Source organism: Citrobacter sp. TBCS-14, from assembly GCF_005280805.1.
Taxonomy (GTDB): Bacteria; Pseudomonadota; Gammaproteobacteria; order Enterobacterales; family Enterobacteriaceae; genus Citrobacter; species Citrobacter gillenii.
The window spans coordinates 1-237 of the sequence record NZ_SZWM01000824.1 but is presented as its reverse complement, the minus strand read 5'-3'; the positions used below and the strand labels follow the sequence as shown (position 1 = coordinate 237).

Annotated in this window: 1 protein-coding gene; it reads right to left on the bottom strand. The window is 50.2% G+C overall.

Translation table 11 applies throughout. The features are described from left to right. Positions 1 to 237, bottom strand: a 237-nt coding sequence (locus FDX22_RS21505) for a TrmH family RNA methyltransferase (protein WP_304571799.1), incomplete at both ends; no start/stop codon positions are given.

Genomic DNA, 237 nt, shown 5'->3' with positions numbered 1-237 from the left:
AAACGCAAAACACGTTCGCGCAATGCCTGTAGCTGATGCTCATCCGTCACCTCAATGTTTCTGGCCGGTTGTTGTATTAAACCTGCTAATTGATAGCAATACACCATCACCGCCTGCCCCAAATTGAGTGATGGATAGTCAGCCACCATAGGTACACCGGTGAGTACATCCGCCAGAGCCAATTCTTCGTTGGTTAACCCCGAATCTTCACGACCAAAAACCAGCGCGGCGTGATCC